This is a genomic window from Rhizobium sp. USDA 4016, assembly GCF_056279705.1.
In genome coordinates, this window is record NZ_JBWCCY010000004.1 from 372,574 (window position 1) to 395,833 (window position 23,260).

Sequence of the window (23,260 nt, forward strand, 5' to 3'; positions counted from 1 at the left end):
CGTCTATTTGGCGGTAGTCAGGAACTCTTCTGCACCTGCATCGAACTGCAGCTTCGCCAGCTTGGCATAGATGCCGCCGTGGCGGATCAGGCTCTGATGCGTGCCTTCCTCGACGATGCGGCCCTGATCCATGACGAGGATGCGGTTGGCCTTCAAAACGGTCGCAAGGCGATGGGCGATGACGAGCGTCGTGCGGCCGTGCATGAGACCGTCGAGGGCCTTCTGCACCAGCGTTTCACTCTCGGCGTCAAGGGCTGACGTCGCTTCATCGAGCAGGAGGATCGGGGCGTTCTTCAGGATCGCGCGGGCGATGGCGATGCGCTGGCGCTGGCCGCCGGAAAGGGTAATACCGCGCTCGCCGACCTCGGTGTCGTAGCCCTTGTCCAGCCTCGCGATGAATTCATCGGCCTGGGCGGCAATCGCTGCGGCGCGTACGTCCTCGCGCGTCGCGCCGGGGCGGCTGAAGGCGATGTTGTCGTGGATTGAAGCGGCAAAGATGGTGACGTCCTGCGGCACGATCGCCATGCGTTCGCGCAGATCGCCGGGCGTTACTTCGCGCGCATCGATGCCATCGATCCCGACGCTGCCCTGCTGCGGATCGTAGAAGCGGAGCAGCACAGAGAAGACGGTGCTCTTGCCGGCGCCTGATGGGCCGACAATGGCGACGGTCTCGCCCGGCGTCACATTGAAGCTCAGGCCATGCAGCGCCGATTTTCCGGGGCGTGACGGATAGGCGAAGTGCACGTTCGAGAATTCGACGCGTCCTAGGGCGGGAACGGGCAGGGTCTCGGGCTTTTCCGGTGCTGCGATCGTCGAGACTTCGTCCAGCAGCTCGGTCAGCCGGTCGGCGGCGCCTGCGGCTTGCGAGAGTTCTCCCCAGACTTCCGACAAGGCGCCGAGAGAGCCGGCGGCGATGACCGAATAGAGCAGGAACTGCCCGAGCGTGCCGGCGGACAGCGTTCCCGTCAGCACATTGTGCGCGCCAACCCAAAGGACAGCAACGACGCTGCCGAAGATCAGGGTGATCGCAATGCCTGTCAAAAGCGCGCGCGAGCGGACGGCGGAGCGTGCTGCCTCATAGGCGGATTCGACGGCAGCGCCGTAGCGGCTTGCGGCCGCATCCTCGCCGTTGAAGGCCTGGACGGTGCGCGTGGCAGCAATCGTCTCGTTGGCAAAAGCGGAAGCTTGGGCGAGCGTATCCTGCGCGGCACGGGAGCGCTTGCGCACGGACCGCCCGAAGCCGACGAGCGGGAAGACGATCAGCGGGATTGCGCCGAGCACAAGACTTGAAAGCTTCGGCGAGGTCACGATCATCATGCCCATGGCACCGAGACAGAGGATCAGATTGCGAAGCGCCACCGAGGCGGTGGCACCGACAGCCGATTTGATCTGCGTGGTATCGGCCGTCAGGCGTGACACAATCTCGCCGGACTGGTTGACATCGAAGAAGGAGGGAGAAAGCCGTGTGACATGCGCAAAGACATCCCGGCGCAGGTCTGAGACGATGCGTTCGCCGAGCGTGATGACGAAATAGTAGCGAAAAGCGCTTGCGGCCGCGAGTATTACGGAGATGACCAACAACATGGCAAAGTAGCTGTTGATGAAGGTGCCGTCAGCTTGCGTGAAGCCATGATCGATCATGCGGCGCACGGCAAGCGGAAGTGTGAGCGATGTCACGGCGGCAACGACAAGCGAAACCAGCGCGCCTGCGACGATGCCGCGGTAACGCTTCACATAGGGTGCCAGCCTTCCGAGCGGCTTCAAGGAACGCGACTTCTTTTCCGCGGTCTGCACTGCGTTTGCCAAATCATCTCCAATCGCCCCAATACCGCTGATCAGCGGTTTGTAGGCCCTTGTTATCCGGGCGGCCTTCATGTATAGGCACCGCATCCGAATGGGAAGCCGTAGCCTTAGCGACTGCGGCTTCATTTATTCAATCGGTTCTCTTGCCGCAATGACTTGCGTCAAATTGGACCCTGGCATCGCAGGAAGATTGTTATGAAGGCTGATATCCATCCCGACTACCACGTCATCAAGGTGGTGATGACCGATGGCACCGAATACGAAACCCGCTCGACCTGGGGTTCGGAAGGCGCTGTCATGAACCTCGAAATCGATTCCAAGTCCCATCCGGCCTGGACCGGCGGCAACCAGCAGCTCATGGACCGCGGCGGCCGCGTGTCCAAGTTCAACAAGCGCTTCGGCGGCCTCGGCCTCTAATCGCTTCTGCGGTACGGAATTTGAAAAGAGCCCGGGTTTCCGGGCTTTTTTATTGCTTGAACCTGAATGAGTGCCGGGGCATGCAAGCTGCAGTTCACGATCCTCGATGAGATACAGCGGCAACCAATCGCCGCGCGACGGATAATCCGAGTACTCTGCACGTAGTGGCTGTTCATTGATCATGAAAAGCAAGCATCCTTTAGCTTGCGGATATCTTGCAACACTTTTCCATGCGCTGGACGTCCCGTTTGAACTTTCCGGATTGAACAGGCGTCAGCACAGATCAGCGGCCAAGATCGTCGAAGAGGGCGTCGGCATTTTCGAACCGCTTGCCTTGGCCATCTTCCGGTTCCTTCATTGCTTTTTCCGTGGAACGCTTCGGCACACTTCAAATGGCAGGCGATGCTCGTTGGCACCGCATCACCAGAAGACCGATTGCGTCGGAAACGGAAACCCCATCGCTTCGAGGTCGGCAGTCGCCTTCTCTATTGTTTCTGTATCTATATTCTCGCGCGCACCACGGCATGTGCGGACATCGCCTTCCTCCTGGATGTAGCGACAAGCAGTATGCAACAAAAAACCGGCCGCGTATCACGCAGCCGGTTCCATCTTTAGCCTTTGCAAGCTCTCAGTTGTTGCCGAAAGCCGTTTGCAGAAGGCTCAGTTGTGCCTGGACGCTGTTCTGATTGTCCGGAACGATCGGCGCTTCATTCGGGCGATAGATTTCACGGTCGAGAAGGGCAACGCGGTTCTGGAGGCGCAGCGAGCGTTCGACGAGATCGCGGAAGGCTTCCGGCAAATCGCCCCAGCCCGGAGCATTGCGGTCCACGTTGAACCCGTCGAGGCGGACCTTGTTCTTTTCAGCGAGAACCTGGTCTCGCGACATCTCGCCGTTATTGACGGCACGCTGCAGGAGCAGCCAGGACGCCATCTGCATCAGGCGGGTCGTGAGGCGCATCGATTCGGCAGCGTAGAGAACAGAAGCCATGCGGGGCAGAACCTTGGATGCGGCGCGGCCATTGCCATCCAAATAGGCGGCAGTTTCCTCGACCAGCGACATGCCTTCCGCGTACAGTGTCTTGAACTGCGAGGATGCGGCAACGCGGCCCGCAAAACTGATGGTGTTCAAACCGAGTTCCGACATTCAAATGGTTCCTGTTGCACGCGTCTACATATGTTCAGGTAACGCCAGCCTGAAACAAAAGTTTCAGAGGCCTGTCTTTATGTCTTTAGGATGGTATCTTTAGCCCAAATGCGCAAGGCGTTTCTTAAGAAAAGGTTAACTTCCACAGTTTCGTGGGAAATCGGCGCCGGCGCAAAAAGAAGAGCCGCAAAAGCGGCTCTCAAGGTAAAACAGGGAGAAAAATCAGACCAATTCGCCGCATGGAAAACTGTCTGAGATCCAGACGAAATCTGGATAAGAACAGTAATATCTCATAAAGCTTAATATTCTATTAACATTGTTTCGTATTAAGACTTGCGGCAGCGGTTATTCGCCTTTGATCGAACGCTAGGAGCGAAAAAGGCTTTCGGCTGCGGCGCGGCCCGAAGCCTTCCTCGTGACTTCGGCCTCTATGCGGGTAATCTCCGCCTTCAGCTGTTCGACACGCTCCTTCAGCTCGTCCACGGAAAGCATGGAGAGATCGGATCCGATTTCGTAAGCCGCCTTCTTAGGCAGGTCATCGTCAATGAAGCTCATGAGCAATCCTCCGTCCGGTTCTCAGCCGTATTTTACAGCAGGATCGTCGCTTTCGGGAGGCTTGTTCGACATGGGCTCGACAAGCGACATGCTTTCGGGCGTCAGCATCTGCGAGGTGCCGGTCGGCATCGTCGTGTAAGTGTCGCGTTCGCTTGCCGGCACTGCGGCGCGAATGCGGCTGCGGATGATTGCGTAAGCGGTGATGAAGACATGCGACAGCGCCGTGACGAGGAAGAGTGCGTGCGGGCTTGTCATCGCCATCACAGGGCCGCCGATCGTTGGTCCGATCACCGTCCCGATACCATAGAGCAGCAAGAGCCCGCCGGAAACCTTCACGAAATCCTCGGCGGAGGCGAAGTCGTTCGCATGCGCTACGGCGATCGGATAGAGCGTGTTGGCAACTGCGCCGTAGAGGATGACAAGGCCGATCAGAAGCGCGGGCGAAGAGGGATGCAACACCACGATCAGAAGGCCCGCGACCGCGGCAATCGCAGACATGACTGCCAGAACATACCGGCGGTCGACGCGATCGGAAAGGCGGCCGGCTGGAAGCTGCATCAGCGCACCGGCGAAAATGGTGGCGCTCATCATAATTGCGATGCTGGCATCGGAAAGTCCCGCACCTGCCCCGAAAACCGCGCCGAGCGTGCCGTAGGCACCGTTGGCGATGCCGACCATCAGGATGCCGAGGCAGGAGACAGGCGAGTTGCGGTAGAGCGCAGGCAGGTCGAGCTTCACGGCCTTCAGCGGCTGCGGCGAGGCTGCGGTCGAGAGCGTCGTGGGCAGCATGGCGATGCAGTAGAAGATGCCGCAGACCATGAAGAGCAACGGCGTTCGCACGTCTTCGAGCGGGATCATCATCTGGCCGCCGACGACGCCGAGAAGGGTGATGCCGATATAGAGCGAGAAGATTGCACCGCGGCTTTCGTTCGTGGCGCGCTCGTTCAGCCAGCTTTCGATGATCATCGAGGTGCCGGCGGTCGAAAAGCCGGTGACGGCGCGCAGCGCGATCCACCAGATCGGATCGATGATTATGCCGCTCACAAGGGCGATGATGGCGATGATCGAGATGAAGCCGGAGAAGGCGCGCACATGTCCGACGCGCCGCACCAGTTTGGGGGCGACGAGGCAGCCGACGACAAAGCCCGCCGCCCAGGACGTGCCGAGCAGGCCGAGCGTGGTCGTGGCATAACCTTCGAGGTTGCCGCGGACGGGTAGCAGGATGCCCTGCAGGCCATTGCCCATGAAGAGGAAAAGCGTTCCGAAAAGCAGCGCGGCGACGGACAGCAGATTTCTTCTCATTTCCAAATTCTCGGCAAGTTCGATTTAATAAGTCATAAGACAAGACGCTGCCCGCCCTGTCCCAATGGTGTTGATTATGGTTCGGAATGCCGTTACGGCATGAAGAAGTGCTGTGTTCGCGCGGAATAATGTCCGTCCTGTGACATTCTGAAATATTGGAAAAATAATGCCATGACAAAGCTTCTGGCGCTGTTGCTCGTCCTTGCCATGGTTATACAGATCATCAAGCCGCTGGGGTTGCCCGGTTTGCGGCAACGGATGGACTTCTGGAAGATTGCGCTGATTGCGTTTGCCGTTTGGGCGGTCGCGCTTCTTGGCCGCGACCTGATCGCCTAGACGATGATCTCACCGCGCATGACCGGCACGCAACTGCCGGAAATCGCGACGTCCGTCACGACGCCATCCTTCTTGACGACATCGACTTCGATGATGCTGCGCCGGCCCATCTCGACACCTTGCTCGATCGTCACACGCCGGGTCACGGTTTGCTCCGGTGCGAGTGAGACGAGATGGGCGGAGAGTGCCGCCGAAGCGCTGCCTGTCGCCGGATCCTCGGGAACGTTGTCTAGTGGCGCGAACATGCGGGCGCGGATCGTCCAAGGCTCGTCCGGCGAACGGACATAGACGAAGAGCGAGAAATCGTGATTGCTTTCAGCGTTCGGGCCGGCAGCCTCTTGGAAATGCGTGAGATTCGGTCGGGCGGCGCCAAGCGATGCCAGACCGTCGAGTTCGGCAACCGCAAAGGTAAGGCCGACGGAGACGAAAACCGGCTGGTGGGTCGATTTGACGATTGCGCTGCGGTCGATGCCGATGCAGCGCGCAATGGTTTCTTCGCAGACGGCAGCCCCGATATCCAGAGGCCGAGGTGCACGGATCGTTGCAGCAGTTACCCGACCTTCAATACGCCGAAGCGCCACTTCAACCAGACCGGCCTTTTCTTCGAAACGCAGCGTGTCGCCGATCGGCCTGCCGAAGATCTCCTGCTGCTGGCCGAGAACATAAGCTGTACCGACATTCGGATGACCTGCGAAAGGCACCTCCATCGTCGGCGTGAAGATTCGGACATTCGCCGTGTTGGCGGGATCCTTGGGCGGCAGGACGAAGGTGATTTCGGAATATTTGAATTCCGCTGCGATCTTCTGCATCGTCTTGGGGCTGAGCTGCTCCGCGCCGGTGACGACCGCGAGCGGATTGCCTTCAAAACGGTTAGAAGTGAAAACGTCGACGGTCGTATAAGAAAGGACGGTCATTGCGGCTCCGATATTTTGGAAGCCGCAACAATGAGTCATGTCCTTCGATCGCGAAAGCGCAATCTTGTCGCCGTGACAATGCAAGAATTGAGCTTGGCGAGCTTGCGCCGCCCTCCTGCATTCCTGTGCTTGTCACAGGAATGCAACCACGCAGCGTCCGCGCCTTGAATGGTTCTCTTCATTCATTTCGAGTCATCGCGCCATCGACACGGCGCGGCTGGACCCCGTGACAAGCTCACGGGGCCGCGTCGCAAAGGCGCTAATTGGCGGCTACGCCGCCTTTTCGAGTTCCTGTTTCCAGCTGCCCTTGGCCGCAAGGCTGTTCATTTCGGCGCGGTGGCTGAAGGCGCGCTGGCCGGCGGCGACGTTTTCCTGTTTTCCGCCCCACGCCTTCAGGGCCGTATCCTGCAGCGCGCGGCCATAGGAGAAGGTGACCTTCCAAGGCAATTCGAATCCGGAATTGATCGCCGAGAGGTGAGCTGTCGCCTCTTCGGTGGATTGACCGCCGGAAAGGAAGGCAATTCCGGGAACGGCGGACGGAACAGTGCGCTTCAAAACCTGGACAGTGCGTTCGGCGACTTCCGCGACGGATGCCTTGCGGGCGTTCTTGCCGTCAATGACCATGTTTGGCTTCAGGATCATGCCTTCCAGGCTGACGCGTGCATCGGCAAGTTCTTCAAAGACGGTGCGCAGCGTCCATTCGGTGACTTCGGCGCAGCGGTCGATATTGTGGTCGCCCGGCTTGCCGTCCATCAGGCATTCCGGCTCGACGATCGGCACGATACCGGCTTGCTGGCAGAGCACGGCGTAGCGGGCGAGCGCATGAGCGTTCGCTTTCATCGAACCCCAGGTCGGCAGCGAGGAGGAGATGGCGATCACGCCGCGCCACTTGGCGAAGCGGGCTCCGGCTTCATAATATTTGGCAAGGCGGTCGGCGAGGCCGTCGAGGCCTTCGGTGATCGTTTCGCCCGGATACTTCGCCATCGGCTTGGCGCCGGTATCGACCTTGATGCCGGGAATGCTGTCTGCAGCCTTGATGATGTCGACGAAGGGCGTGCCGTCGGCCGCCTTCTGAAAAAGCGTCTCTTCATAGAGGATCACGCCCGAGATATACTTCTTCATAGCCTCTTCGGAGCGGAAGAGCATTTCGCGATAATCGCGGCGGCTCGTTTCAGTGGATTCCAGGCCGATCGTATCGAACCGCTTTCCAATCGTACCGGTCGATTCATCGGCGGCAAGCAGCCCCCGGCCACCCGCTACCATCTTTGCTGCAATGTCTTCCACGCGTTCGCTCATTTTTACTCTCTCCACGACAAGAAAATCGGCAACCATGCATATAGGTCGGCGATAACAGAAGTTTATAGGTAGGAGAATGGAGCGCTAAGTCATTGAAACGATTGAAATCATTTCAATCGTTTGAAACTTTGAGATTTTTTTCGCGGCCTGAGCAAAAGACCGCCGAAGCCTAAACGCTTCCGCGGTCTATCCACATGTAAAGATTGCCAAATCAGCCGGGCGGTTACTTGCCGGAAAGAACGGCAACGCCCGGTAGGACCTTGCCTTCCATCCATTCGAGGAAGGCGCCGCCTGCGGTCGAAACATAGCTGAAGTCATCAGCAGCACCGGCATGGTTCAGTGCCGAAACGGTATCGCCGCCGCCTGCGACGGAGGTGAGCTTGCCAGCCTTGGTGCGTTCGGCAGCGTATTTGGCCGCTGCGACCGTCGCCTTATCGAAAGGCTCGATTTCGAAGGCGCCGAGCGGCCCGTTCCAGACCAGCGTCTGGGCGCGCTCGATCCAGGCCTTGACCACCTCGACCGACTTCGGACCGACGTCGAGGACCATAGCATCTTCGGGAATGGCGTTGATGTCGACGGTCTGGTTGGCGGCACCTGCCTTGAACTCGCGTGCGACAACGCCGTCTTCCGGCAGAATGATCGCGCAGCCGGCTGTCGCGGCTTCGATCATGATCTGCTTTGCGGTTTCGCCAAGGTCATGCTCGCAGAGCGACTTGCCGACATTGGTGCCGCGGGCGGCGAGGAAGGTATTGGCCATGCCGCCGCCGATCACCAGGGCATCGACCTTCTTCACGAGGTTCATGAGCAGATCGATCTTGGTGGAAACCTTGGCGCCGCCGACGATGGCAACGACCGGGCGGGCCGGACTGCCGAGGCCTTTTTCGAGCGCTTCGAGCTCCTGCTGCATGGTGCGGCCGGCATAGGCAGGAATGAGGTGGGCAAGGCCCTCGGTGGACGCATGGGCGCGATGCGCGGCGGAGAAAGCGTCGTTCACATAGATGTCGCCATTGGCGGCGAGCGCCTTGGTGAACTCCGCGTCGTTCTTTTCCTCACCTTTGTGGAAGCGTGTGTTTTCGAGAAGCAGGATATCGCCATCCTTCATTCCGGCGACGGCCGAAGCAGCGGCTTCGCCGATCGAGTCCGATGCCGTGGCAACCGGCTTGCCGAGCACCTTTGAAACGTCCGGCGCGATCAGCGAGAGCGAGAGGTCCGGTGAGGGGCCTTCTTTCGGACGGCCGAAATGCGCAAGCAGAACAACCTTGGCCCCCTTCTTCGACAGTTCGAGGATCGTCGGCGCAACGCGTTCAATGCGCGTCGTGTCGGTCACCTTGCCGTCTTTCACGGGCACGTTGAGGTCGACGCGGACGAGAACACGCTTTCCGGCGATGCCGCTGAGGTCGTCGAGAGTCTTGAAAGCTGGCATGGGACTATCCGTTCGTTATTTGCCTTGGAAGGTGGCCGACCATAGCAAGGATGCCTCAAGACGCAAGGCGTTCAACCGTGGTTTTCACGCGCGTTTTCGTCACGGTCCGGCACGCCCTTGGCCGTTGCGGCTTCCGGGTTTTTGCGACCCTTGAGGCGGTCGCGGATACGCTGGACGATGTCATGCAGATTGATGAAGATCGGCAGCGTGATGGCAGGCTCGACAGCCTCGAGCGACATGCCGACCGAGGTGATATGGGCCTGGTCGTCGAGGTCGCGGACGATCAGGATGATCGAGCCGAGACGGACGCGATCGGCATAGTCCGCCTTGCCGCCAAGGCGCTGCTTCATCAGTTCGGCGATCGTCAGCCCCTTCTCGGATTCATTCAGCAGGCCCGGGCCGTAGGCGGCATCGAGATCGGCTGCGGGGCGGGCAGGGGAGAGCGCGAAGGCACCAAAGAACTCGGCATCGTCCGCATCCACCGGCGCGCGACTGGCGAAAAGCCGGTCAAGCAGACGCGAGTGGCTCGGCACGATGAACAGATAGACGAGATCGTTCTCGCGCAGCCGCCCGGCATATTGATAACGCATCGACTTGCCGTCGCGAATGACGAGCGAAGGCGTTGCCCAGCGCGGGATGCGCTCGCCGCGAAGGATCGGGCTGTCCTTGATGACGCGATAGGAAAGTAGCTCGTGGTTTGCCGCACCCGGCAGGTCGACCTCGACCTTGTCGACGGCACCCATGCGCGGGGGAATGATGAGGCCGAGCTTCTTGGCCACCGGCTTGATCGTCCAGCCCTGAATCAGCAGCGAGACCAGCACGATGATGAAGGCGGTGTTGAAATAGATCTGCCCGTTCGGCAGCCCGCCGAGGATCGGCATGATCGCGAGCAGGATCGAAACTGCGCCGCGAAGCCCGACCCAGGCGACGAAGCCGATCTCCTGCTGCGTATAGTCGAAAGGCAGGAGCGAAAGCCAGATGGCGAGCGGACGGGCAACGAAGATCAGGAACAGCGCCAGTGCAACCGCTGGGAGGATGATCGCCGGAAACTGCGAGGGCGTCGCGAGCAGGCCGAGCACGAGGAACATGATGATCTGCGCGAGCCAGGTCATGCCGTCTTGAAAACGTTTGATCGATCCCAGCGCCGGAAGCTTGCGGTTTCCGGCATAGATGCCGGCGACATAGACGGCCAGGAAACCGCTGCCGCCGACGGCGCCTGCGAAGGAAAATACCAGCATGGCAAGGCCGAGCACGAAGATCGGCGTGAGGCCGCGGTCAGTGTCCAGACGGCCGACGACCTGCGCGATCATCATGCCGCCGAGCAGCCCGAGGATGACGCCAAGGCCCATTTCCTGAATGAACACCGCGAGCATGCCGATATTGATGCCAGCATAGCCTTCGCCGCTGGCAAGCAGTTCGACGAGGGCGATGGTGAGGAAGATCGCCATCGGATCATTCGTGCCGGATTCCACTTCGAGCGTCGAGCGCACCTTGTCGCGGATGTTGATGCCACCGATGCGCAGCAGGAAGAAGACGGCGGCCGCATCCGTGGAGGCGACGATCGAGCCGAGCAGCAGGCCTTCGAGCCAGGTGAAGTTCAGCAGCCACATGGCGACAACGGCAAAGAGGCCGGCGGTCATCAGCACGCCAACGGAGGCAAGCGTCAGCGAAGGTATAGCCGCGAGCTTGAAGGCTTGAATCGGCGTGCCGAAGCCGGAATCGAAGAGAATGATGGCAAGTGCGATCGAGCCGAGGATATAGGCGAGGTAATTGTTGCTGAACTCGATGCCGAGCCCGTCTACACCGGCAATCAGGCCGATTGCCAGGAAAAGCAAAAGCAGGGGAGCGCCAAAGCGGAAGGCGAGCAGGCTTGAGAAGGCCGCAAGAAGCACAAGCGCCGTCGATACCAGTACGACGATGTAGAATGCTTCCACGTCCAACCCCTTTCATTGCCCGCCGCAATCCGCCCCGGCATGCCGCTATTTCCGCCCTCCACGCTTCATTCCGCCTGCATCAGTAAACGGCAAAACAGGTCGGAAGGGTAGGCCTTGTGGCTTAACCTCGCTTGCCTGCGGCTTCATGCTGCTGAACGGCGCGCCGGACGGCTGGCCGGTGGGGATGCTACGGGAGAGATTCTCTATGAAGAACTTATAGGTAAATCAGGCAAGAGCAGGGCAAGGAGAAGAGGACTGCAATTTTTTGCTTTTCGAAAGGTCCTTAGACGCCGCTCAAATTTTCTTCACCGCGAAGCACTTCTGGATTCTATCCACGAGCGTGCCATCCCGGAGCGGCACCTTTTCAATCGTCCTATATGTCCGGAAGCCCATCTTCTCATAGTAAGCGAGTCCGCCAGTGTTATCGGCGCGGATGGTTGCATTGATGAACGCGACGCCGCGCTCTTCGGCGGCGGACAAGGTCGCGGCGAAGAGCTTGGTACCGACGCCGGGTATCTTCGGGCTCAGGCGAGCAAAGGTTCCGATGTCGGCCCACCCTTTCGGTAGGTTTTCGTAAAGGCTCAGGAACTGAAATCCCGCAATGCCAGGCCCGGCCCGTGCGACGTGGCATGTCAGTGCGGACTTGCCGGTGATGAACCAGTCGGTCAGCTCCTTTACTGAGAGTGGCTCCTCCAGAGCAGTGGTGCCGCCAACTTCGATTATCTCGTTGAGGAGCACACAGAGCTCCTCTGCGTCGTCTGCGCTTGCCTTTCGAATATCGCGATATTCCACGATCTTCATCCTCGTTCTGCCGGCATGGGCAGATGCATGCCGTTTTTGCCGCAAGGGACTTGATAGCCCGGGCAGTGCTCAAAACAAAAGCGGCCCGCTTTCGCAGGCCGCCTTCCTAATCCGCTTCGCAAAACTTAGATGAGTTTCGCAAACGCAACGGCCGTGTCGGCCATGCGGTTGGAGAAGCCCCACTCGTTGTCGTACCAAGTGAGGATTCGGACGAAATTGCCTTCCATGACCTTGGTCTGGTCGATTGCCAAGATCGAGGATTGGCTGTCGTGGTTGAAGTCGCGGGAAACCAGCGGCTCCTCGGTGTAGCCGAGAACGCCCTTCAGCTTGCCGTTGGCGGCAGTCTTGATGGCTTCGTTGATTTCCTGAACCGTGGTTGCCTTCTTGGCGACGAACTTGAAGTCGACGACGGAGACGTTCGGGGTCGGGACGCGGATCGACGTGCCGTCGAGTTTACCCTTCAGTTCCGGCAGGACGAGGCCGACGGCTTTTGCCGCACCGGTCGAGGTCGGGATCATCGAGAGTGCGGCAGCGCGGGCGCGGTACAGATCCTTGTGCATCTGGTCGAGCGACGGCTGGTCGTTGGTGTAGGAGTGGATGGTCGTCATGAAGCCGTGGTCGATGCCGACGGCGTCGTTCAGCACCTTGACGACCGGAACCAGGCAGTTCGTCGTGCAGGATGCGTTGGAGATGACCATGTGCTCCTTGGTGAGCTGGTCGTGGTTGACGCCGTAGACGACGGTGAGGTCAGCGCCGTCGGCAGGCGCCGAGATGAGGACGCGCTTGGCGCCGGCGGTGAGGTGGGCCGCGGCCTTGTCGCGCGCGGTGAAGATGCCGGTGCATTCCATCGCGATGTCGACGCCGAGTTCCCGGTGCGGCAGCGTCGCCGGGTCCTTGATCGCCGTCACCTTGATCGGCTTGCCATTGGCGACGATGATCGTGTCGCCTTCGACCTTGACGGCTGCGGGGAAGCGGCCGTGGATCGAATCATAGCGCAGCAGGTGGGCATTGGTTTCGACAGGGCCGAGGTCGTTGATTGCGACCACCTCGATGTCAGTGCGGCCAGATTCGACGATCGCGCGGAGAACATTGCGGCCGATGCGGCCAAAGCCATTGATGGCAACCTTTACAGTCATTTGCATTCACTCCCTAGATATGGGGCTTGCGGATGAGTGGAGAGCGCCGGAACGCTCCCCCTTTAGAGCTTGGCTTCTGCTGCGGCGACGACGGCTTCCGCCGTGATGCCGAAATGCTTGTAGAGTTCCTTGTATGGGCCGGAGGCGCCGAAGCTCTTCATGCCGATAAAGGTGCCTTCCGGGCCGATAAAGGCGTCCCAGCCTTCGCGGACGGCGGCTTCGACGGCGATCTTGACCGGCGACTTGCCGAGGACCGCATTGCGGTAGGCTTCCGGCTGCTCGAAGAAGAGTTCGGTGCAGGGAACGGAGACGACGCGGGTGGAAATGCCCTTGCCTTCCAGCGTGGTGCGAGCGGCGATGGCGATCTCGACCTCGGAGCCCGATGCGAAGATCGTGACCTTGGCATCATCGGAGCCGGCGAGCGTGTAGGCGCCCTTAGCCGAGAGGTTCTTCTCGCTGTATTCGGTGCGCACGGCCGAGAGGTTCTGGCGGGTGAGCGCCAGGCCCGACGGACGGTTTGGCGTCGTGATGGCGATCTGCCAGCATTCGGCGGTTTCGGTGGCATCAGCAGGGCGGAAGATCATCAGGTTCGGAACGGCGCGCAGTGCGGCGAGCTGTTCGACCGGCTGGTGCGTCGGGCCGTCTTCCCCGAGGCCGATCGAGTCATGCGTCAGCACGTGGATGACGCGGATGCCCATCAGCGAGGCGAGGCGGATCGGCGGGCGGCAATAATCCGAGAAGATCAGGAAGCCGCCGCCGTAGGGGATCAGGCCGCCGTGCAGCGAGATGCCGTTCATGGCGGCCGCCATGCCGTGTTCGCGGATGCCGTAATGCATGTAGCGGCCGGAGAAGTCGGTCGGGGTAATCGACTTCATCTGGCTGGTCTTGGTGTTGTTCGAGGGCGTCAGGTCGGCGGAGCCGCCGAGCGTTTCTGGCAGGAAGCCGTTGATAACTTCGAGCGCATCTTCCGAAGCCTTGCGGGTCGCGACCGTCGGCTTGGTTTCGGCAAGCTTCTTCTTGTATTCGCTGATCGCTGCATCGAAGCCGGGCGGCAATTCGCCGGCAAAGCGGCGGGTGAACTCGGCCTTCTTGTCGGAGGCAGCGAGGCGGCCCTCCCAGGCCGTGATGGTTTCGGCAGAACGGGTGCCCGCCTTGCGCCAGGCTTCCAGAATGTCGGCCGGGACGGTGAAGGCTTCGGCGTCCCAGTTCAGCGCCTCGCGGGTAGCAGCGATTTCATCTGCGCCGAGCGGGTTGCCGTGCACCTTGTGGGTGCCCTGCTTGTTCGGCGCGCCGAAGCCGATGATCGTCTTGCAGGCGATCAGTGTCGGACGGTCGGATTTCTGCGCGGCTTCGATAGCGGCGGCAACGGCAGCCTGGTCATGACCATCGACTTCGATCGTGTTCCAGTGCGCTGCCTTAAAGCGCGCGACCTGGTCGGTCGAATCCGACAGCGATACGGCGCCGTCGATGGTGATCGAATTGTTGTCCCAGAAGACGATGAGCTTGTTGAGCTTCAGGTGGCCGGCGAGCGCGATGGCTTCCTGGCTGACGCCTTCCATGAGGCAGCCGTCGCCGGCGATCACATAGGTGTAGTGGTCGAGCAGGTCGCGGCCGAACTCCTCGCGCAGCTTGCGCTCGGCGATCGCCATGCCGACCGAATTCGCGATGCCCTGGCCGAGCGGGCCGGTGGTGGTTTCGATACCGGTCGCATGGCCGTATTCCGGATGGCCGGCTGTCTTATAGCCGAGCTGGCGGAAATTCTTGATGTCCTCGATCGACATGTCCGGATAACCGGTCAGATAAAGCAGCGAATAAAGCAGCATGGAGCCATGACCGGCCGACAGCACGAAGCGGTCGCGGTTCGGCCAGTGCGGCTGCTTGGGATCGAAGTTCAGGTATTTCGTAAAGAGAACGGTGGCGACATCCGCCATGCCCATCGGCAGGCCCGGATGGCCCGAATTTGCCTTTTCGACGGCATCCATGGAGAGAAAACGGATCGCATTCGCCATCCGGTCATGTTGTTCGGGAGAGGTCATGGCTTTTCCACGGGGTTCCGGTGTCGGGAGATGGCCTCGAGCCTTCTGAAGGCCATCGATGAAAGCGGGTGAGACATAGCAGTTGGAACGGCCAAGTCAATAAATTGCGGGCCATATCCGGGCCGGGTGCGACGATTTTTGACATTTGATCGTTGAGTTGTGCAAAAGACGAATCCGCTGCTTCAGGTGCGTGTATTTCAGTCATCCACAGAATAGGGCCTATGCGCCGGTACGGCTTTTATTGACGCGCCGTCGGCTAGCTGCATATCCTGTTGAAATCACTGGACCGGCAAGGCCTGCCGATTCGAGAGGTCTTGCGCGGGAGAACCGGACAGCGACATGACGCCCACAGGCAAATCCATGGAAGCGGCCCTCAACGAGCTGAAACAGGCGATTTCCGGCTTGGAAAACGCCGTGGATATGCGAATCGAACGCCAGCGCGAGCAGGGCGACATCGAGGGCGAGGTTCGCCGCGTGCATGCCGATCGCTCCAAACTCGCGCAGGAACTCGACCAGGCAGAATTCCGTGCCAACCGGCTGGAAGAGGTCAACCGCGAGGTTTCGCGGCGGCTGGTAACGGCGATGGAGACGATCCGCGCGGTTCTGGACCGCTAATGGAAAGACAGTGACATGGCACAGGTGACGGTAACGATTGACGGGAAGGCCTATCGAATGGCCTGCGAGGAAGGACAAGAAGACCATCTGACCGACCTCGCCAACCGCTTCGACCGCTATGTCGGCCATCTCAAGGGTCAGTTCGGCGAAATCGGCGATCTGAGGATCACCGTCATGGCCGGGATCATGGTGATGGACGAAATTTCCGAGCTGAGCCGCCGCGTGGGTGAGCTGGAAGCCGAGCTCGAAACGCTGCGCGGCAATCGAGACACCGTTCTCGCTGCGACCGCGCGGACGGAGGAAAGCCTCGCCGAAGTGCTCGGAGAGGTGACGAGCCGCATTCGCGGCCTCACCGACAAGCTCAACGGCCGGGCGCCTGCCGAGCTCAATTAAATTTTCGCAGCATGCATGTCCCTCTGGCGCAGCTTCGTGAACGGCCTTATATATCGTGCTGCGATCTGCGCCTCTCGACAGGAACCACAATCCCTGGGGCCATACTCGATCCAAAGGGAGCTGTCCCTGACCAGGCTCGTGGGCCTGGACACACGGTGCCCACCTACGTTTGTAGGCGCCCAGGATCGTAAATCTCCATCGGCTGCCGCGGATCGCACTTCATTTTTCGGCGGCAGGGTTACGCCCCTCGTCTATTCCGATATCTCTCTGCATATGCGCGTTCAGTGCGGTTGCCGGCTGCGGCGGGGCTGTGGATCTTTGCCGCTGCGCTGGAGCGGCGAGGCCGCTAAACGGCAGCAATGCATTCAGAATTTTTATCGAAATCCTCATGGCCTATCTCCCATGTGGTCAATTTATTCTTGCTTTGCCCCGCGGTATAATGAAACTCGACTGTTCTTATCATGAGAGATTTTCATGACAGATCGTCCGTTGCCGCCGCTTTCGACCCTGCAGGCCTTCTGCGCTATTGCGGAGACAGGAGGCTTTGGGCGTGCCGCGGGGCGGCTGGGGCTGACACAGACAGCCGTCAGCCATCAGATCGCACAACTGGAAGGCTGGATGGGCGGCCGGCTCTTCGATCGCGGGCGGCACGGCGCCCGGCTTTCACCGCTTGGTCTCAGGCTTCATCCCGAGATTGCGAGCGCGCTTGCTTTACTTGAAAGTGCTTTGCATCAGGCACGGGAGGCAAGCGCCAGTCCGTCGCTGACGATCGCGACGACACCTGAATTTTCAAGCCAATGGCTTGCTCCGCGTCTCGAGGCTTTCTGCCGCCGCTATCCGAAAATCGAAGTCCGCACCGCCGTCGGCTATCAGCGACCGGATTTTTCGAGTGTCGATTTGGCGATCTGGCTTGGTCATGGCGGCCCGGACCTTGTAACGGAGCCGCTTCTGCTCGACGAGGAATTCGTCGTCTGCGCGCCGACTCTCTCAAGCAGGCTTCCAAGGCGTGGTGCCATTCGCGCCGCGCCGTTGTTGATCTATCGCGGCATGCGGCACACTGTGCTCGACTGGCAGCGATGGTACGAACAGGTGACTGTCCGAGACGATCCGAACGTCGAGCCGCTTGCCGGGTTCGACATCGCAAGAGCGGTCGATGAAGCGCCGGTCTTCGATACCTTCGAGGAGATGCTGCAAGCTTGCGGCAGGGGACAGGGTTTTGCGCTGGTGCGCAGTTCTCTGGTTGCCGAGCATATTGCCGCCGGAAGACTTGCGCGCTGTTTCGTCGAACGCCAGCCTGCAGCCCTGAACTACGCGATGCTTTATCCCCCCGGCGCCCTGGAAAGGTCGTCGTTGGCGCTCTTTCGGAAATGGCTTGTCAGCGAGACGGAGCATTCTTAAGTAGCCGCATATCTTGAATTCAATTCACAAGTGCTGGGCCGCTCCACCGGATTATCGACGCGGTGCCGCGCATCCATATTTGGACCCGAACAATAACCTGCGCCCGAACTTTGGGCACATCATCACGGGTCATCTCATGCCACTTGCTCTTTTTGCCTTGACGATCGCCGCCTATGCGATCGGTACCACGGAATTCGTCATCGTCGGCCTGCTGCCGACCGTTGCCAATGATCTCCACATCACTTTGCCTCTCGCAGGTCTCATTGTCAGCGTCTATGCGCTCGGCGTGACTTTCGGCGCGCCGATCCTGACGGCGCTGACCGGCCGGATCGCCCGAAAACCGCTGCTGCTCGGGCTCATGACGCTCTTCATCATCGGCAATGCCATGGCGGCGTTCAGCCCCGGTTACACACCGCTCTTGGTTGCGCGCGTGCTCTCGGCTTTCGCCCATGGCGTATTTTTCTCCGTCGGTTCGACGATCGCCGCCGATCTCGTGCCGGAGAACCGCCGCGCCTCGGCCATTGCCATGATGTTCATGGGACTGACTGTCGCGATCGTGACCGGCGTGCCGCTTGGCACTTTCATCGGCCAGACATTCGGCTGGCGGGCGACCTTTGCCGCCGTCGCGGGGCTCGGCGTCGTGGCCTTTGCCGGTATTGCGCTCCTGCTTCCTTCCAACCTCGCGAAGGCGCCGCCCGCGAGCATCAAGGATCAGGTTCGCGTGCTTGGCAGCGGCCGGTTGCTGATCGTCTTTGCCACCACCGCGCTCGGTTATGGCGGCACGTTCGTCGCCTTCACCTTTCTTGCGTCGATCCTGCAGGAGATCACCGGCTTTTCAGCGTCTGCCGTCAGCCTGATCCTCGTGCTTTACGGTATCGCGATCGCCATCGGCAACATCATCGGCGGGCGGATTGCCAATCGTGATCCGGTGAGGGCGCTGACCGGGCTCTTCATCGCCCAGGCGATCGTGCTTGTTCTCTTCAGCTTCACGGCTGTTTCGCCATGGCTTGCGATCCCGACGCTGGCTGCGCTCGGTTTTCTCTCCTTTGCAAACGTGCCGGGCCTGCAGCTCTATGTCGTGCAACTGGCAAGGCAGGTCCGTCCGGCCGCCGTCGATGTTGCTTCGGCGCTCAACATTGCTGCCTTCAACCTCGGGATCGCGGCGGGCGCCTGGATCGGCGGGTTGGTCGTCGAATCCTCGCTCGGGCTCGCCGCCACGCCTTGGGTCGGCGCGATCCTCGTTGCCGCGGCTCTTGTCCTCACCCTCACGAGCGGTGCGCTCGACCGCCGCTCTGCGCCGCTTGCCGCGCCTTTGCGCAAGGCCGCTTGAACTGGTCCTTAACAAAACGGGCGCTTCGGCGCCCGTTTCGTTTTGAGTTTATCCCTCCAGATCGCCCTTCAGTCTGTCGAGTATCGATAGTGCATGCCCCGCATAAGTACTGATCCAGCGGTCGTAGATATGCTTGATCGGCAGGCTGTTGAGGTGGTTCCAGCGCTCGCGGCCCTCCTTCTTCGGGACAACGAGGTCGGCTTCTTCGAGAACCTTCAGATGCTGCATGACTGTGCAGCGATCCATGTCTGCGAAGGTTTCGCAGAGCATGCCGGTGGTGCGCGGACCGTCTTTCAGAATGTCGAGAATTTCACGGCGCCGAAAGTGGGCCAGTGCCTTGAAAACAGGGTCGTTATCCGATTCGCTTGACATGTTATGTTTTTATAACATAATGGCGTTTATCACAATCGAAAAGAGGAGGAAGTGCAATGTCCCTCAGTATTCGTGTCGGCGGACGGATCGGACGTCCGGTCGCAGAAGTTTTCGATGCGGTGGTCAATCCGAAGAAGCTCTCGAGCTATTTCACGACCATCGGCGGGGCGAGCGCACCGCTCGTCAAGGGTACGACGGTAACCTGGTGGAAGGATTCGCCGGTCGAAGTGGTCGATCTCGTTCCGGAGCGCCTGATCTTGCTGCGCTGGGACGGTGGCACGGACGAGAACAAGGTTCGCTACAAAACGACGGTCGAGATGAAATTCGATCCGCTGGAGGACGGCGGAACGATGGTGACGATCTCCGAGAATGGCTGGCAGGAAGACGAGGCCGGCCGGCGCGGCACCTACCTCAACTGCGAGGGCTGGGCCAACATGCTCTGCTGCATGAAGGCCTTCGTCGAATACGGCATCAATCTTCGCGAGGGCATGTTCCTCAGCGAGATGCGCGGCGAGCCTGCGGAGGCTCCAGACTACGAGGCGCTCAAATGACAATACCAGCCATCATGGGAGCCGGCTTCGCCTTAATGTGATGAGACTTCGCTTGCCTGCTGCACTGTGAGTGCTAGTTTCCGGACTTATTGTATTGAGTACATTCCAGGAGATTTCAGATGCAGCTTGGCATGGTGGGTTTGGGCCGTATGGGCAATTATATGGTCCAGCGCTTGATGCGCGACGGCCATGAATGCGTCGTCTATGACACGAAGCCGGCGAGCGTCGCCGATCTCGTCGCAAAAGGCGCGGTCGGCAGCGCCTCTCTCGAGGAGTTCGTCTCGAAGCTTTCCCGCCCGCGCGCCGTCTGGCTGATGCTGCCGGCGGCCATCACCGACAAGGTGATTGCGCAGCTCGTGCCGCTGCTGCACGACGACGATATCATCATCGATGGCGGCAATTCTTATTATCACGACGATATCCGCCGCGGCGCCGAGCTGATCACCAAGGGCATCCACTATGTCGATGTGGGCACCAGCGGCGGCGTCTTCGGTCTGGAGCGCGGCTATTGCCTGATGATCGGCGGCGAAAAGGGCATCGTGCAGAGCCTTTCGCCGATCTTCGCCTCGCTGGCCCCTGGCGCCGGCACCACGCCGCCGTCGGCAAACCGCGAGCCTGACCCGAACAGCACGGCGGAGCAGGGCTATCTGCATTGCGGTGCTCACGGCGCGGGCCATTTCGTCAAGATGGTTCACAACGGCATCGAATACGGCCTGATGGCCGCTTATGCAGAGGGGCTGAACATCCTCAAGCGCGCGAATATCGGTGCGGCGGCGCAAGAATCGGACGCCGAAACCGCGCCTCTCTCCCACCCGGAACACTACCGCTACGATTTCAACCTGCAGGATGTCGCCGAAGTATGGCGGCGCGGCAGCGTCATCACCTCGTGGCTGCTTGATTTGACCTCGGACGCGCTGCATGCCGATCCGGCGCTGATGGAATTTGCGGGCCGCGTTTCAGACTCCGGCGAGGGCCGCTGGACGATCATGGCAGCTATCGACGAAAGCGTGCCGACGCCGGTGCTGAGCGCTGCGCTTTATGGCCGTTTTTCCTCGCGCGACAATGATGAGTTCGCCAACAAGGTGCTTTCCGCCATGCGCGCCGGCTTCGGCGGCCATGTGGAAAAGCCGAAAGCCTGAGGCCCCAAGCCCCAAGCGTTACAAGCCTGCATCCCCGGTTGCGGGCGTTTTCATGGGCCATTGCCTATGGCCGTGCACGCGATATGGTTGTTGCGGGATCACACCAAAGGGGCGGCATCATGTCGGGTTCAAGGTTCGTGGGGCGCGGTCTTTGGGCGTTTCTTCTCTCTTTGGTGATTTTGACGGCCCTTTGCGGCGCGACGAGTGGGCAAACGCCAGCACCTGCTGCGGATCCGGCCGGGCCGCCGCCGGACAAAGTGCGCCAGATAATGGAACTGATGCAGGCCCCCGAAGTCCAGAAATGGATGTCGGCGCAGACGAATGCGGCACCATCTGCTCCAGCCGCCGCCGCGCCCGAAGAGCAGATGTCCGCGCTTTCGGATTTGCTCGGGCACGTACGCCGTCATGTCGAGATGGTGTCGCAAGCTCCAATGGCCCTGCCGGACGAGGTCTCAAGCGCATCCGATATTGTCGACCGGGAGGTGGAGCCCGTAGGCGTCGGCCGGATTCTGGTTCAGACGCTGGCTCTTTTCCTTGCAGGTCCCCTGGCTGAATTGCTTTTCCGTGCGGTTGCGCCGCGCCCGCGCATTCGGCGCGTGGATGCCGAGGAGCCGGCGGGGCTTTATCAGGCAGGGGTCAATCTGTTCTATCGCCTCGTACCTGCTATCGTCTTCATGATTGCAACTCTCATAGCGCTTCTTGTGTTGAACTGGCCGCCGGTCAGTCAGTCGATGGCGATCGCCGTGACGATTGCGCTGGTGGCCGCACGCTTTGTTATTTCGCTTGGACGGCTGCTGGTTGCTTTGGTGACGCTTCCAAGGGCCGATGGTGAACGCGAGGTCTCTCGCGCCGAAGCGCTTTTCTGGTTCCGGCGCTCGGCGGTTTTCGTCATCTATTTCGCCTTCGGATGGGCCGTCATCCAGGTATTGGCGCCGCTCGGCTTTTCCAGTGCATCGCGCTATTTCGTTGCCTATGTTCTTGGTATCGGATTGTTTCTGATTGCCACCGAGGCTGTTTGGTCGCGACCGGCAGACGGTGCACGCCGCAGTCCTACGACATCCTGGGCGTTGACGCTTTATTTCGTGTTGCTTTGGGTGCTGTGGGTCACCGGCTTCGCCGGGTTGCTTTGGCTCGGCATCTACGCGCTGATATTGCCGAAAGTGCTCGCCATCGCCACGATTTCTGTCCGTGCGCTGCATCAGGCTGAAGCGGGCTTCCTTGCAAAGCGCAGCATGGCAGCAGTGTTGCTTGACCGCGGCGTCAGGGCGGTCATCATCGCGTTGGCAGCTGTCTGGCTGGGGCGCATGATTGGCGTCGGAGCCGATACGATGGCCGCCGGGGAGACGATGGTGGATCGCATCGCTCGCGGCGTCATCGGCGGTGTCGTCATTCTACTTGCAGCCGATCTGCTCTGGCATCTCGTGAAGGCCTTTATCAACAGCAAGCTTGCCGATGCCCCGCTTGCCGATGGCGCCACGGATGAGGAAAAGGCGAGGCGCGCGCGGTTGCAGACCCTGCTGCCGATTTTTCGTAACATCCTTGCTGTCGTTATCGCCGTTATCGCCGTCTTGATGGTGCTCGCCGGTCTCAGCATCCAGATCGCGCCCTTGATCGCCGGTGCCGGCGTCGTCGGCGTTGCGGTGGGTTTTGGAGCGCAAGCGATCGTCAAGGATGTCATCAGTGGCATGTTCTATCTGTGGGACGATGCCTTCCGCATCGGCGAATATATCGAGAGCGGCAGCCACAAGGGCGTGGTCGAGGCCTTCAGCCTGCGCTCAGTGAAACTCCGCCATCACCGCGGACCGCTGACGACCGTGCCCTTCGGCGAGCTCGGCGCAGTCAAGAACCTCAACCGCGACTGGACGATCGACAAGATCAGTCTCAACGTGACCTACGATACTGACCTCGTGAAAGCGAAGAAGGTAATCAAGCAGATCGGACAGCAATTGCTCGAGAATCCCGAATTCGGGCCGCATATCATCGAGACGCTGAAGATGAAGGGCGTCGAGCAATTCGGCGAATTCGCGATTGAGCTCCGGCTGTCGATGATGACCAAGCCAGGCGAGCAATTCGTCATCCGCCGCAACGCACTGGCGATGATCCGCAATGCCTTCAAGGAGAACGGCATTGAATTCGCGGTGCCTACCGTACAGGTCGCCGGCGAGGGGCGCGAGGCCGAGGCGCGTGCGGCGGCGGCGCGCCATGTGACACAAAAGCCGGATACAGCGAGCGAGGCCGCGAGCTGAAAATTCCGAGGCTTGTGTCGGACAGTGCCGCACGAACGCAGGCCTTGGCTGATCTTGTTCTTGGATTGTCAAACCTTACGAAAATGCAATGTTCCATTGCGTTTGACGGCGCTAATTCT

General features: G+C 60.3%; 21 protein-coding genes and 1 other RNA gene. 10 read left to right on the forward strand and 12 right to left on the reverse strand.

Annotated elements, in window-relative coordinates:
- Positions 1-3: 3 nt before the first annotated feature.
- Positions 4-1,806 carry an ABC transporter transmembrane domain-containing protein gene (locus tag ACZ9DP_RS17030; RefSeq protein ID WP_476202989.1) on the reverse strand — a complete coding sequence of 601 codons (1,803 nt, stop codon included), beginning with the start codon at positions 1,804-1,806 and terminating at the stop codon, positions 4-6.
- A 192-nt stretch (positions 1,807-1,998) separates the two neighbouring features.
- On the opposite strand from ACZ9DP_RS17030, the gene rpmE reads away from it, so the two are divergent.
- Positions 1,999-2,220 carry a 50S ribosomal protein L31 gene (rpmE, locus tag ACZ9DP_RS17035; protein ID WP_027508080.1) on the forward strand — a complete coding sequence of 74 codons (222 nt, stop codon included), beginning with the start codon at positions 1,999-2,001 and terminating at the stop codon, positions 2,218-2,220.
- A 628-nt stretch (positions 2,221-2,848) separates the two neighbouring features.
- Here rpmE and rcdA read toward each other — a convergent pair.
- The 3 genes from rcdA to ACZ9DP_RS17050 form a co-directional block, all read right to left on the reverse strand.
- A complete protein-coding gene (gene rcdA, locus ACZ9DP_RS17040; protein ID WP_022715797.1) occupies positions 2,849-3,364 on the reverse strand; it encodes a protease adaptor protein RcdA in 516 nt (171 codons plus the stop codon).
- A 366-nt stretch (positions 3,365-3,730) separates the two neighbouring features.
- Positions 3,731-3,919 carry a DUF1192 domain-containing protein gene (locus tag ACZ9DP_RS17045; RefSeq protein ID WP_022715796.1) on the reverse strand — a complete coding sequence of 63 codons (189 nt, stop codon included), beginning with the start codon at positions 3,917-3,919 and terminating at the stop codon, positions 3,731-3,733.
- 21 nt (positions 3,920-3,940) lie between these two features.
- Positions 3,941-5,221: an MFS transporter gene (locus tag ACZ9DP_RS17050; protein WP_074069622.1), complete on the reverse strand. Its 1,281-nt coding sequence runs from the start codon at positions 5,219-5,221 to the stop codon at positions 3,941-3,943.
- 171 nt (positions 5,222-5,392) lie between these two features.
- On the opposite strand from ACZ9DP_RS17050, the gene ACZ9DP_RS17055 reads away from it, so the two are divergent.
- Positions 5,393-5,557, forward strand: a complete 165-nt coding sequence (locus ACZ9DP_RS17055) for a hypothetical protein (protein ID WP_022715794.1) — start codon at positions 5,393-5,395, stop codon at positions 5,555-5,557.
- On the opposite strand, the gene ACZ9DP_RS17060 is transcribed toward ACZ9DP_RS17055, so the two are convergent.
- From ACZ9DP_RS17060 to tkt, 7 genes are all read right to left on the reverse strand, one after another.
- A complete protein-coding gene (locus ACZ9DP_RS17060; protein WP_476202990.1) occupies positions 5,554-6,471 on the reverse strand; it encodes a PhzF family phenazine biosynthesis protein in 918 nt (305 codons plus the stop codon). The genes ACZ9DP_RS17055 and ACZ9DP_RS17060 overlap by 4 nt on opposite strands.
- Before the next feature lie 270 nt (positions 6,472-6,741).
- Entirely contained in the window at positions 6,742-7,767 is a 1,026-nt protein-coding gene (locus ACZ9DP_RS17065; protein ID WP_476202991.1) for a class I fructose-bisphosphate aldolase, read from the reverse strand.
- Between the two features lie 223 nt (positions 7,768-7,990).
- Positions 7,991-9,190 (reverse strand): phosphoglycerate kinase, encoded by a 1,200-nt coding sequence (locus ACZ9DP_RS17070; RefSeq protein WP_074069619.1) that lies wholly within the window; start codon positions 9,188-9,190, stop codon positions 7,991-7,993.
- 71 nt (positions 9,191-9,261) lie between these two features.
- Positions 9,262-11,124, reverse strand: a complete 1,863-nt coding sequence (locus tag ACZ9DP_RS17075; protein ID WP_074070420.1) for a potassium/proton antiporter — start codon at positions 11,122-11,124, stop codon at positions 9,262-9,264.
- 294 nt (positions 11,125-11,418) lie between these two features.
- Positions 11,419-11,925 carry an N-acetyltransferase family protein gene (locus ACZ9DP_RS17080; protein WP_476202993.1) on the reverse strand — a complete coding sequence of 169 codons (507 nt, stop codon included), beginning with the start codon at positions 11,923-11,925 and terminating at the stop codon, positions 11,419-11,421.
- Between the two features lie 125 nt (positions 11,926-12,050).
- Complete coding sequence (gene gap, locus ACZ9DP_RS17085) at positions 12,051-13,061, reverse strand: type I glyceraldehyde-3-phosphate dehydrogenase (RefSeq protein WP_194728154.1); 1,011 nt, start codon at positions 13,059-13,061, stop codon at positions 12,051-12,053.
- Positions 13,062-13,123: 62 nt separating this feature from the next.
- Positions 13,124-15,097, reverse strand: a complete 1,974-nt coding sequence (gene tkt, locus ACZ9DP_RS17090; protein ID WP_476202994.1) for a transketolase — start codon at positions 15,095-15,097, stop codon at positions 13,124-13,126.
- Between the two features lie 339 nt (positions 15,098-15,436).
- On the opposite strand from tkt, the gene ACZ9DP_RS17095 reads away from it, so the two are divergent.
- The 5 genes from ACZ9DP_RS17095 (at position 15,437) to ACZ9DP_RS17115 (ending at position 18,833) form a co-directional block, all read left to right on the forward strand.
- Positions 15,437-15,712, forward strand: coding sequence for a DUF4164 domain-containing protein (locus tag ACZ9DP_RS17095; protein ID WP_022715786.1), 276 nt, complete (start codon positions 15,437-15,439; stop codon positions 15,710-15,712).
- Positions 15,713-15,727: 15 nt separating this feature from the next.
- Positions 15,728-16,105, forward strand: a complete 378-nt coding sequence (locus ACZ9DP_RS17100) for a cell division protein ZapA (protein ID WP_039846043.1) — start codon at positions 15,728-15,730, stop codon at positions 16,103-16,105.
- Between the two features lie 59 nt (positions 16,106-16,164).
- A non-coding RNA gene (gene ssrS, locus ACZ9DP_RS17105) (6S RNA) lies at positions 16,165-16,323 on the forward strand.
- Positions 16,324-16,579: 256 nt separating this feature from the next.
- A complete protein-coding gene (locus ACZ9DP_RS17110; protein ID WP_476202996.1) occupies positions 16,580-17,503 on the forward strand; it encodes a LysR substrate-binding domain-containing protein in 924 nt (307 codons plus the stop codon).
- Between the two features lie 136 nt (positions 17,504-17,639).
- Positions 17,640-18,833: an MFS transporter gene (locus ACZ9DP_RS17115; RefSeq protein ID WP_239597034.1), complete on the forward strand. Its 1,194-nt coding sequence runs from the start codon at positions 17,640-17,642 to the stop codon at positions 18,831-18,833.
- 48 nt (positions 18,834-18,881) lie between these two features.
- Here the strand turns inward: ACZ9DP_RS17115 and ACZ9DP_RS17120 are convergent, their stop codons facing one another.
- Positions 18,882-19,205 carry an ArsR/SmtB family transcription factor gene (locus ACZ9DP_RS17120; protein WP_074069613.1) on the reverse strand — a complete coding sequence of 108 codons (324 nt, stop codon included), beginning with the start codon at positions 19,203-19,205 and terminating at the stop codon, positions 18,882-18,884.
- A 56-nt stretch (positions 19,206-19,261) separates the two neighbouring features.
- Here ACZ9DP_RS17120 and ACZ9DP_RS17125 point away from each other — a divergent pair, with 56 nt between their 5' ends.
- The 3 genes from ACZ9DP_RS17125 to ACZ9DP_RS17135 all read left to right on the forward strand — a co-directional run bounded on the left by ACZ9DP_RS17125 (position 19,262) and on the right by ACZ9DP_RS17135 (position 23,141).
- On the forward strand, positions 19,262-19,756 hold the full coding sequence (locus ACZ9DP_RS17125; protein WP_074069612.1) for an SRPBCC domain-containing protein: 495 nt from the start codon (positions 19,262-19,264) through the stop codon (positions 19,754-19,756).
- Between the two features lie 119 nt (positions 19,757-19,875).
- The gene (gnd, locus tag ACZ9DP_RS17130; RefSeq protein WP_476202998.1) at positions 19,876-20,895 is read left to right on the forward strand and encodes a phosphogluconate dehydrogenase (NAD(+)-dependent, decarboxylating); all 1,020 of its coding nucleotides are present in this window, start codon (positions 19,876-19,878) and stop codon (positions 20,893-20,895) included.
- A 119-nt stretch (positions 20,896-21,014) separates the two neighbouring features.
- Positions 21,015-23,141 carry a mechanosensitive ion channel family protein gene (locus ACZ9DP_RS17135; protein WP_476203000.1) on the forward strand — a complete coding sequence of 709 codons (2,127 nt, stop codon included), beginning with the start codon at positions 21,015-21,017 and terminating at the stop codon, positions 23,139-23,141.
- Positions 23,142-23,260: the final 119 nt, after the last annotated feature.

Coding starts and splice junctions, on each gene's coding strand:
- rpmE (WP_027508080.1), top strand. CDS start 1,999: ATGAAGGCTGATATCCATCCCGACTACCACGTCATCAAGGTGGTGATG.
- rcdA (WP_022715797.1), bottom strand. CDS start 3,364: ATGTCGGAACTCGGTTTGAACACCATCAGTTTTGCGGGCCGCGTTGCC.
- ACZ9DP_RS17045 (WP_022715796.1), bottom strand. CDS start 3,919: ATGAGCTTCATTGACGATGACCTGCCTAAGAAGGCGGCTTACGAAATC.
- ACZ9DP_RS17050 (WP_074069622.1), bottom strand. CDS start 5,221: ATGAGAAGAAATCTGCTGTCCGTCGCCGCGCTGCTTTTCGGAACGCTT.
- ACZ9DP_RS17055 (WP_022715794.1), top strand. CDS start 5,393: ATGACAAAGCTTCTGGCGCTGTTGCTCGTCCTTGCCATGGTTATACAG.
- ACZ9DP_RS17060 (WP_476202990.1), bottom strand. CDS start 6,471: ATGACCGTCCTTTCTTATACGACCGTCGACGTTTTCACTTCTAACCGT.
- ACZ9DP_RS17065 (WP_476202991.1), bottom strand. CDS start 7,767: ATGAGCGAACGCGTGGAAGACATTGCAGCAAAGATGGTAGCGGGTGGC.
- ACZ9DP_RS17070 (WP_074069619.1), bottom strand. CDS start 9,190: ATGCCAGCTTTCAAGACTCTCGACGACCTCAGCGGCATCGCCGGAAAG.
- ACZ9DP_RS17080 (WP_476202993.1), bottom strand. CDS start 11,925: ATGAAGATCGTGGAATATCGCGATATTCGAAAGGCAAGCGCAGACGAC.
- gap (WP_194728154.1), bottom strand. CDS start 13,061: ATGACTGTAAAGGTTGCCATCAATGGCTTTGGCCGCATCGGCCGCAAT.
- tkt (WP_476202994.1), bottom strand. CDS start 15,097: ATGACCTCTCCCGAACAACATGACCGGATGGCGAATGCGATCCGTTTT.
- ACZ9DP_RS17095 (WP_022715786.1), top strand. CDS start 15,437: ATGACGCCCACAGGCAAATCCATGGAAGCGGCCCTCAACGAGCTGAAA.
- ACZ9DP_RS17100 (WP_039846043.1), top strand. CDS start 15,728: ATGGCACAGGTGACGGTAACGATTGACGGGAAGGCCTATCGAATGGCC.
- ACZ9DP_RS17110 (WP_476202996.1), top strand. CDS start 16,580: ATGACAGATCGTCCGTTGCCGCCGCTTTCGACCCTGCAGGCCTTCTGC.
- ACZ9DP_RS17115 (WP_239597034.1), top strand. CDS start 17,640: ATGCCACTTGCTCTTTTTGCCTTGACGATCGCCGCCTATGCGATCGGT.
- ACZ9DP_RS17120 (WP_074069613.1), bottom strand. CDS start 19,205: ATGTCAAGCGAATCGGATAACGACCCTGTTTTCAAGGCACTGGCCCAC.
- ACZ9DP_RS17125 (WP_074069612.1), top strand. CDS start 19,262: ATGTCCCTCAGTATTCGTGTCGGCGGACGGATCGGACGTCCGGTCGCA.
- gnd (WP_476202998.1), top strand. CDS start 19,876: ATGCAGCTTGGCATGGTGGGTTTGGGCCGTATGGGCAATTATATGGTC.
- ACZ9DP_RS17135 (WP_476203000.1), top strand. CDS start 21,015: ATGTCGGGTTCAAGGTTCGTGGGGCGCGGTCTTTGGGCGTTTCTTCTC.